Source organism: Mycobacterium gastri, assembly GCF_002102175.1.
GTDB classification, from domain to species: domain Bacteria; phylum Actinomycetota; class Actinomycetes; order Mycobacteriales; family Mycobacteriaceae; genus Mycobacterium; species Mycobacterium gastri.
Genome location: NZ_LQOX01000044.1, coordinates 1 through 1148 on the forward strand (window position 1 = coordinate 1; position 1148 = coordinate 1148).

General features: G+C 77.5%; 1 protein-coding gene. It reads left to right on the top strand.

Features of this window, described 5'->3' with window-relative positions:
- A partial coding sequence (locus tag AWC07_RS27930; RefSeq protein ID WP_341865239.1) for a PGRS repeat-containing protein occupies positions 1-1148 on the top strand: 1148 nt, incomplete at both ends.

The window sequence follows — 1148 nt, forward strand, 5'->3', positions numbered from 1 at the left end:
CGCGGCGGCAACGGCGGCAACGGCGGCGCCGGAGGGTTTGGACTGTCCGGCCAGACCGGTGGAGTGGGTGGGGTCGGCGGAGCTGGCGGGCTGTTGGGCGCCGGCGGAATCGGTGGGACCGGCGGAGCTGGCCAAGATAGCGTCGGTGGGTCCGGCGGGGCCGGGGGGGCCGGCGGGCTGCTCGGCGGGTTGGTCGGTGCCGGCGGCGGGAACGGCGGGGTTGGTGGGATCGGCAGCGTAGGCGGAGGTGCCGGTGGCGCCGGCGGCAACGCCAGCGTGTTGTTCGGCAACGGAGGGGCCGGCGGGACCGGCGGCGCCAGCCTAGGCAGCGCCGGGATCGGCGGGGCCGGCGGCAACGCCGGCGTGTTGGTCGGCAACGGGGGAGCCGGCGGTGCCGGCGGAACCAGCCAACTTGGCGTCGGCGGGGGCGGCGGGCCCGGCGGAAATGCAGGCCTGTTGGCCTCGAGCGGCGGGGCTGGCGGGCCCGCCGGCGCTGGCGGAGGTGGCGCCGGCGGGGCCGGCGGGACAGGCGGCAATGCCTGGCTGCTTGGCTCCGGTGGGATCGGCGGGGCCGGCGGCGCCAGCATCGCGGGCGTCGGCGGGGCTGGTGGGACCGGCGGCCAGGCCGGCATCCTGGCAGGCAACGGCGGTACCGGCGGCGCCGGCGGCGAGGGCGCAACGACCGGCGGTCCGGGCGGTGCCGGCGGCAACGCTGTACTGATCGGCACCGGCGGCAACGGCGGCAACGGCGGGTTCGGCCCAATTATCGGCAACATCGGCGTCGACGGCTCCGGCGGTCCGCTGCAGGGGGTATTCAACGTGGTGAATGCCCCAGTCGCGGCACTCACCGGGCGCCCGCTGATCGGCAACGGCCTTAACGGGACAGCGGGCAGCGGACAAAACGGCACGCCGGGCGGGTGGCTGCTTGGCGACGGCGGGGCTGGCGGATCCGGCGGGCCCGGCCAAAACGGCGGTGCTGGCGGGGCCGCCGGGCTGTTAGGCACCGGCGGTGCCGGCGGGGCCGGTAGCACCTCATCAACTGGGACCGCCGGAGCTGGCGGGCCCGGCGGGGCAGGTGGGTTGCTGGCGGGCAACGGCGGGGTCGGTGGCGCCGGGGGGTTCGGATCGACCGGTCAGGACGGCGGAGT